The sequence below is a fragment of the Planococcus donghaensis MPA1U2 genome (assembly GCF_000189395.1).
Classification (GTDB): Bacteria; Bacillota; Bacilli; order Bacillales_A; family Planococcaceae; genus Planococcus; species Planococcus donghaensis_B.
In genome coordinates this window covers 1-7,891 of record NZ_AEPB01000013.1, presented here as the reverse complement: position 1 = coordinate 7,891, position 7,891 = coordinate 1, and the positions used below count along the sequence as shown (strand labels likewise).

Below are 7,891 nucleotides of genomic sequence, written 5' to 3'. Positions count from 1 at the left end.
TTGTAGTCACAAACACTGAGATAAAAAACCACTTCGCTCTGATTGCCAAAGGCAACCTTCGCAAAAGCCGTTCTCGCACCGAGGTGCTCGTGACGTCTTTCGTTGACGTTTTGCTGTTCAGTTTTCAAGGTTCAGTTTGTTTCAAGTTATTGTGTCGTTCTTGACGACTCCTATGATATTAAAGCATATACTACAGACTGTCAACACTTTTGGTAAATAAAATTATATTTATAAAACATTAATTAATAGATTCTCTTTTCCTTCTATATAAGAGCTAAAAAAAGAAGTCGTTTTACTCGCTTATAAAAAGCTGTTTTAATCCGACTTCTTTTTTCTCTCTCTATATACTAGACAAATTAACTCTCTAACAATTATATCCAAAACATAATATGTCAGAATATTTTCCAATTTCACAGAAGTTTAAAACATTTATTTTGCAGTTAAAGCTCTCGTCGACCTTCTAACGCTTTCGACAAGGTCACTTCGTCGGCATACTCTAAATCTCCACCTACTGGAAGTCCGTGGGCAATTCGAGTTGTTCTAATTCCGGACGGTCTTACGAGACGAGAAATGTACATGGCTGTCGCTTCTCCCTCAATTGTCGGGTTTGTAGCTAAAATCAACTCTTCTACTTCTTCATCTTGAAGACGTTTCAGTAAAGATGGCACATTGATGTCTTCAGGGCCAATTCCATCCATTGGAGAAATCGCTCCTTGCAAAACATGATACAACCCTTTGTAGTCGCGCATTTTTTCCATTGCAATAACATCTTTCGGGTCTTGCACTACGCAAATCGTCGTACGGTCCCGCTGTTGATCTTGGCAAATATGACAAGGATCTACATCGGTAATATGGCCGCAAACCGAGCAAAAGCTTAAGTTTCGTTTTGCATCGACTAATGCCTTTGCAAAATCAAGCACTGTATCCTCTTTCATGCCAAGAACAAAAAACGCCAGACGGGCCGCCGTTTTCGGCCCGATTCCTGGCAATTTCATAAAGCTCTCCATTAATTTCGAAATGGGTTCTGGATAATGCATCTAGTTTACCTCCTAGAACATGCCCGGGAGATTTAAGCCCTTCGTGAATTTCCCCATTGTGGAATTCGCATGTTCATCCGCTTTTTTAAACGCTTCATTTGTCGCAACAACTAAAAGATCTTGTAACATTTCAACATCTTCTGGGTCCACTACTGTTGGATCAAGAACAATATCCAATACTTCTTTGTGACCAGATACAGTAACTTTGACCATTCCGCCGCCTGCTGATCCTTCAAATTTCAATGTTCCAAGTTCTTCTTGAGCCACTGCCATTTCTTTTTGCATTTTTTGCATTTGTTTCATCATGCCTTGCATATTTCCTCCACCGCGCATAATTAGTTCCTCCTTAGAATTTTCATTTTAATCGTCATGAACTTCGACAAAGTCTTTTCCGAAAAGACGCTCAGCTTCTGAGATAAACGGATCTTCTTCCGCTACTGCCCCATCACCCGAAAACGGATTTTCTTCTTCAGCCTCTGACTGTTTTTCTTCAGTGCCTGACTTTAACCCGCTTTGTTTAATAAATTCTTCACGGATTTTCAGCCAACTGGCATCTGGTACGAAAACCGGTGTATATGCTTTGCCCGCGTACTGCTCCAGCAACTGGCTGAATGTCGCAGCAAAGGTTTGGTTTTCAGAAGCCATCTGGCAATGAATATCATACTTGAATTTTAACACAAATGCATCCGCCGATGCCGCTACTGGCTCTGCATCATTCAATAAAGCCGAATGCGACCGCTGCAATTGATTCATGACAGTGGCCCAATTGGTTTTAATCGCTTGAATATCTGCTTTTGTCGCATTTTTTAAGACATCTTGAATACGGCCAGTTGGGATTTTAAAACTGCTTTGGACGCGTTGACGCTTTTTCTGCTCAGTCGGCGCTGCTTGTGCGCCGCCTCCTGCACCACTTTTCACTTGCTGCTGCAATTCACGCACCAAATTTTCCAACTGAATCACTTTTGCTTCTAGTTCAGGTGATGCAGCAGAAGCCGCGCTTTGTGTCGGCACGTCTGCTTGTGCCATTTTCAGCAAAGCTGTTTCCATGTAGATTTTTGTATGGTTTGAAAAGCGCATTTCTTGCTGCGTCTTGGATAATATATCTAGCCAATTGTAAAGCGTCGTGGATTCAAAGCGGTTAGCTAACTCTTCAAAACGCGGTTCGTGCGCCGCTAGCTCTAACATGTCGTGTAGATCTGGTGCTGTTTGAATCAATAGCAAATCACGGAAGAAAGTAATGAAATCTTCGACCAAACGCACAGGATCTTTACCATCGCGTACCAATTGTTCCAACAATGTTAACGCTTGACCGATGTCTTTAGCGAGCAATGCTTCTGCAATCCCGTAAAAGACATCTTGACTCACAGAACCTGTTACGAGTAATGCGTCTTCAACCGTCATTTCATCTCCACTAAATGAGACAACTTGGTCTAGTAAACTTAATGCATCACGCATTCCACCTGCTGCAGCTTGCGCGATAATTTTTAGCACTTGTTCGTTATAAGGAATCTTCGCATCTGTTAACACTTCTACCATACGGGAAACAATGTCCACTTGCGTATGGGATTTAAAATCAAAGCGCTGACAGCGAGAAATAATTGTCAATGGCAGTTTGTGTGGCTCGGTTGTCGCTAATATAAATACTACGTGCTCTGGTGGTTCTTCTAATGTTTTCAACAACGCGTTAAAGGCGCTGTTTGATAACATGTGCACTTCATCGATAATATAAATTTTAAAACGTGAGTTGGCCGGTGAAAACCGAACTTTTTCAATGATTTCCCGCATCTCTTCTACACGAGAATTGGAAGCCGCATCGAATTCAATCACGTCGGTATTGGATCCTTCGTTAATGCTTCTGCAAGAAGTACATTCATTACAAGGTTCCGCCGTTGGAGCTTGCTCGCAGTTTAACGCTTTTGCGAATATTTTAGCGGCACTGGTTTTCCCTGTCCCTCTTGGTCCCGAGAACAAATAAGCATGTGTTGTCTTATTGTAAAGGAGAGCATTTTGAAGGGTTTGTTTGACATGCGTCTGACCTGTCATTTCAGAAAAGGACTGTGGTCTGTAAACACGGTAAAAAGCTTGATACGCCAACTTGTTCTCTCCTTTTGAAGAATCTGTTTTTCGTCCTGTCATTATACCATAAAACACAGGTTTTTCTGAACGATTCCCTACGATTCGCGTAACGACTCTACAACTCAGAAAATAAAAAAACCTGCCCGCTACGAGAGCGGACAGGTTTGAAATTACGAATTTTTGCCGTGCACCTTTCTTCGACTGCTGTACATAAGCGTTACCCTTGTCGCTGGCTCGATCTAGGCGATCCCGCGGCACATGGAATGTTCCACTTAATGCTGCTTCCTTCCGGACCTGACATGGTTCATGGGATCCCATTGCGCAGGACCCAGATGTCAACACTACGTGCAAGAGGCAGACCTTACATACAAACAGCCTCAGAAAGGAATTCAGTCCTGCTAAAGCGGATTGCAGGTTACAGGACACCGCTATCTTCCCACCTAGCACGGCATTTACTAGTATACGAATTAATCGTCGAAAAATCAATCCGTAACCTTCAATTAACAAGAATTTCTTTTTCACTTCCCAAAGATCAAGTCAGTACTTTACTCGATTTCTGATTTTTAATGTTGAGTACCTGGGCTTCGTCCTTCTAATTCAAGAAAACAAAGCTTACTGTCTTATTTGTATTTATACTGTCCACTTTCTAGGTTAATTAAGGTTTTTTGAAATAAATTAAAAAAAACTTCAAAAACTGTTGACAGTTATTATTCATCCATGATAAATTAATTCTTGTCTTACACGGAGGAATACCCAAGTTTGGCTGAAGGGATCGGTCTTGAAAACCGACAGGGGAGTCAAATCCCGCGGGGGTTCGAATCCCTCTTCCTCCTCCATTTTTAATTTTACTTATACATAACTTCGATATAGCAAACCGAAAGGCTCTCGCCTTTCGGTTTTTTTATGCCTTTTTTATATTTCCCGGGAAATAGTTAAAACCCCTTGAGCAAAAGCTCAAGGGGTTTGTTTATTTGCGAAGAATCGATGTTTGTTGCATAAAATCGCCAATGCGTTCAACAATTTGTTCTGAACACTCTGGGTTTTTCATTAAATCATAATCATTAATGTTTAAACGCAATACCGGACACCCGTTAAACGAATTAATCCAGCTTTCATAGCGCTGATGCATTTCTAACCAGTAATCGACTGGCGTTTGCTGCTCCATAGCACGTCCGCGTTCTTGTATACGTGAAAGAATATCTTCAATAGACCCTTCCAAGTAAATCAATAAATCCGGATGCGGGAAATATGGGGTCATTACCATTGCTTCAAACAAATTCGTGTACGTTTCATAGTCTACTTTGTTCATTGTGCCTTTGTCCCAATGCATTTTTGCAAAAATCCCGGTATCTTCATAGATGGAACGGTCTTGGATAAACCCGCCACCATATTCAAACATCCGTTTTTGCTCTTTAAACCGTTCAGCTAGGAAATAAATTTGCAAATGGAAACTCCATTTCTCAAAATCCTCGTAAAACAAATCTAAATAAGGGTTAGTATCAACATTTTCAAATGATGTGCGGAATTGCAATGCATCTGCCAACGCTTTTGTCATAGTGGATTTCCCGACACCTACTGTGCCGGCTATTGTAATTACTGCATTTTGTGGAATGCCGTATTTTTCGCGTAAATTCATAAGGTCAAACTCCTCTTCTGTAAAGTTCCGTCTACTTTGTCCAAGATCAGTTGCAAGTCGCCATTGTTTTGAACAAAATCGATTTCATCCCCATTAAAACGCAAAACAGGAATTTCCGGATGCTCTCGTTCAAAGCGTTCGATAAACTCATGATAATCCGCAGCTAATTGTTCCATGTATTCTGGGGTAATCATTTGTTCAAACTCGCGTCCACGCAATTTGATGCGTTTCATCAACGTATCTAAACTTGCGTGCAAATAAATCACCATGTTCGGTTTTGGCATATCTACCGTTAAAATTTTATAGATGGCTTCGTACTTAGCATATTCAGCCGTTGGCAATGTACGCTTCGCAAAAATAAGGTTTTTAAAGATATGATAATCCGCCACAACCGGTTCGTGATTGGAAATGAACTTTTTTTGAATATCCGCTAGTTGCTTGTAGCGATTACATAAAAAGAACATCTCTGTCTGGAAGCTCCACTCTTCTATATCTTCGTAGAATTTATTTAAAAACGGGTTTTCGTCAACAATTTCTTTTAATAGCTGAAATTGATTTTGATCGGCGAGCGCTTTTGTTAGCGAAGTCTTACCTACACCAATCGGGCCTTCTACCGTGATGAATGGAACCGGCATGCGAAGTCCTCCTTTTTCGATTCAAGTAAATTGCAATGCCATTTATTTTAACACACCATTCCTTTGAAAAGTAGAGTGAAAAGTCCGCAATTAGGTCAATGAATAGGTACTTTAAAAGTCGCACCGTGCACTTCCTGTGTGTCCATAACCGTTAAAAAGGCCTTCGAATCAACATCATTAACAATTTGTTTGAGTTTTGTCAGTTCTAAACGAGTAACCACTACGTAAATGACATCTTTAGGTGTATTCAAATAACCCCCTTGACCGTGCAACTTCGTAAAGCTTCGGCCAAGACGATCGTTAATCGCCGAACCGACTTCTTCGTATTCTTCCGAAATAATAAGTACCGCTTTTGTATCTTCAAGTCCTTGTATGACCACGTCAATTGTTTTAGAAGCGATATAATAAGTCAAAACTGAATACATTGCCTGTTCTAGCCCAAGTACAAAGGCAGCCCATCCAAAGATAAAGATATTGAAAAACATCACAAATTCACCGATTGAAAATGGCAATTTTTTCGTCAATAAAATCCCAAGAATTTCAGTACCATCCAGTGCTCCACCGTTACGAATAACAAGTCCAACACCCATACCGAGAAGTATCCCACCAAATATTGTAGCAAGAAGTGGGTCATCCACAAATGGTTCAATGTTATGCATGGGAATTTCAATCAACGCTAATGAGACAATCGCAAAAATAGAAGAAATGAAAAAGTTCCGACCGATATGTTTATATCCAAAATAAAGGAACGGTAAGTTGATCGCTACGATTAACACACCAAAAGGAATAACAGTTAAATAGTTCAATATTAAAGAAATCCCAATAATGCCCCCATCAATAATTGAGTTAGGAACTAAAAACAACTCAATCGCAGCTGCAGCCATTGTGGCACCTATAAAGATAAAGATATACCGCAGAATAAAGTGTAGTTTCTTTTCTTTTTTGTGTTGTTTCATTCTTCTACCACTCCTCACCGTTTAGTATCTGGTCCTTCTATTCTACGTTGTTCTGCGTTTTTTGTCTGCACGACTCTTTTAATGGATAGAAAATGCTACACTAGATTTAAGGAGCGATGCATCATGAACGAAATGGAAAAAGATCATTTTTATATGCAATTGGCCATCGAAGAAGCCAATAAAGCAGCTGCCAAAGGCGAAGTTCCGATTGGCGCTGTGATCGTCTATAAAGACGAAGTGATTGCACGAGCACATAATTTACGTGAAACCACAAATAACGCTGTCACACACGCTGAATTGTTAGCTATTCAAGAAGCTTGTCTGCACCTTGGCAATTGGCGACTTGAAGATACAAAGCTTTACGTTACGTTAGAGCCTTGCCCGATGTGTGCAGGTGCTATTTTACAATCTCGTATTCCGCATATTGTTTACGGAGCGCGTGATGCCAAAGCTGGCTGTGTCGATTCTTTATATCGGTTGTTAAACGATGACCGTTTTAATCATCAATGCCAGGTAACCGAAAATGTACTTGCTGACGAATGTGGTCAATTATTAACACAGTTTTTTCGGAATTTGCGAGAAATAAAAAACAAAACGGAAACCCAACTATAGGTTCCGTTTTTTATTCGTTAATAAACTGATCGATCAAGTGATTGACGATTTCTGGCTGTTCGTGCTGAATCCAGTGCGTCGCTTCTCCGACAAATGCCAAATTGACTTCTTCACAAAAAGACATGCTTTCTTTTGCTAACATGGGTGACAAAAACTGATCGCCTAACCCCCAAATAATTCGGACCGGTACGTTGATTTTTGATTCAGCCAGTTGCTTAAAACTGCCCTTTCGGATAGCCCGGTACCAGTTAAGCATCGCAGTCAGTGCATCTGACTGCGACCACGCCGTTTTATATTGTGCTATTTCGGATGTTGAAAAAGCATCTGGATTGCTAGATTTTTCAATGCCTCGCTGCATAACTTTAAACTCTCGCATACCGAGAGCTTTCTCAGGCAAATTTGGCAATTGGAAAAAAGCAATATAAGAGCTTTTCATCCACTGCAATGGATTTTTCATAAATACCCGTGGCATTGCCCGTGGATGGGGAATGTTCAACACAATCAATTTCTCGACATATTCAGGACGCGTAGCTGCTAAATGCCAAGCCACCGCACCACCCCAATCATGGCCAATAATAATGGCTTTCTTTTTATGAAAAAATTCAATAATTCCAATCACGTCATCTCGCAAATAATCGATGGTGTAATAATCGATTCCTTCAGGCTTATCACTCAAGTTATAACCACGTTGGTCAGGCGCCACTACTTGATAGCCTTTTTCCGCCAAAGGCTGAATTTGATTTTTCCAACCAAACCAAAATTCTGGAAAGCCGTGCAACAAAATAACTAAAGGGCCATCCTCTGGACCGGCTACAGCCGTATGTAGCGTTATGCCGTTCGTCTTGATATAGCGAAAGCTTAAATTGTCCATCCTAATCACTCCTTTTTGTCTCACTCTTTACCTTCTCACTACCCTCTTTTCCACATAAAAAAAAGCGC

The 7,891-nt window shown here is 40.7% G+C and carries 8 protein-coding genes, 1 tRNA gene and 1 other RNA gene; 2 read left to right on the top strand and 8 right to left on the bottom strand.

The features are described 5' to 3' along the window. Window positions 1-440 precede the first annotated feature (440 nt). The 4 genes from recR to ffs all read right to left on the bottom strand — a co-directional run bounded on the left by recR (window position 441) and on the right by ffs (window position 3,562). Window positions 441-1,037, bottom strand: a complete 597-nt coding sequence (gene recR / locus GPDM_RS03915; RefSeq protein ID WP_008429158.1) for a recombination mediator RecR — start codon at window positions 1,035-1,037, stop codon at window positions 441-443. A gap of 12 nt (window positions 1,038-1,049) precedes the next feature. After that, the gene (locus GPDM_RS03910) at window positions 1,050-1,370 is read right to left on the bottom strand and encodes a YbaB/EbfC family nucleoid-associated protein (protein WP_008429155.1); all 321 of its coding nucleotides are present in this window, start codon (window positions 1,368-1,370) and stop codon (window positions 1,050-1,052) included. A gap of 27 nt (window positions 1,371-1,397) precedes the next feature. Further along, on the bottom strand, window positions 1,398-3,131 hold the full coding sequence (dnaX, locus tag GPDM_RS03905) for a DNA polymerase III subunit gamma/tau (protein WP_008429153.1): 1,734 nt from the start codon (window positions 3,129-3,131) through the stop codon (window positions 1,398-1,400). A gap of 165 nt (window positions 3,132-3,296) precedes the next feature. Beyond that, window positions 3,297-3,562, bottom strand: an RNA gene (gene ffs / locus GPDM_RS16405) — signal recognition particle sRNA large type. 294 nt (window positions 3,563-3,856) lie between these two features. Between ffs and GPDM_RS03900 the strand changes: the two genes are divergently transcribed. Continuing rightward, a tRNA-Ser gene (locus GPDM_RS03900) sits at window positions 3,857-3,949 on the top strand. Between the two features lie 131 nt (window positions 3,950-4,080). Here GPDM_RS03900 and GPDM_RS03895 read toward each other — a convergent pair. The 3 genes from GPDM_RS03895 to GPDM_RS03885 form a co-directional block, all read right to left on the bottom strand. After that, entirely contained in the window at window positions 4,081-4,749 is a 669-nt protein-coding gene (locus tag GPDM_RS03895) for a deoxynucleoside kinase (protein WP_008429152.1), read from the bottom strand. Next, window positions 4,746-5,384, bottom strand: a complete 639-nt coding sequence (locus tag GPDM_RS03890; RefSeq protein WP_008429150.1) for a deoxynucleoside kinase — start codon at window positions 5,382-5,384, stop codon at window positions 4,746-4,748. The genes GPDM_RS03895 and GPDM_RS03890 overlap by 4 nt, the downstream gene beginning before the upstream one ends. A gap of 95 nt (window positions 5,385-5,479) precedes the next feature. After that, window positions 5,480-6,340 carry a YitT family protein gene (locus tag GPDM_RS03885; RefSeq protein ID WP_008429148.1) on the bottom strand — a complete coding sequence of 287 codons (861 nt, stop codon included), beginning with the start codon at window positions 6,338-6,340 and terminating at the stop codon, window positions 5,480-5,482. Window positions 6,341-6,463: 123 nt separating this feature from the next. Here GPDM_RS03885 and tadA point away from each other — a divergent pair, with 123 nt between their 5' ends. After that, window positions 6,464-6,952 carry a tRNA adenosine(34) deaminase TadA gene (tadA, locus tag GPDM_RS03880; RefSeq protein ID WP_008429147.1) on the top strand — a complete coding sequence of 163 codons (489 nt, stop codon included), beginning with the start codon at window positions 6,464-6,466 and terminating at the stop codon, window positions 6,950-6,952. Between the two features lie 10 nt (window positions 6,953-6,962). Here tadA and GPDM_RS03875 read toward each other — a convergent pair whose 3' ends face one another. Next, the gene (locus GPDM_RS03875) at window positions 6,963-7,823 is read right to left on the bottom strand and encodes an alpha/beta fold hydrolase (protein WP_008429145.1); all 861 of its coding nucleotides are present in this window, start codon (window positions 7,821-7,823) and stop codon (window positions 6,963-6,965) included. Window positions 7,824-7,891 lie beyond the last annotated feature (68 nt).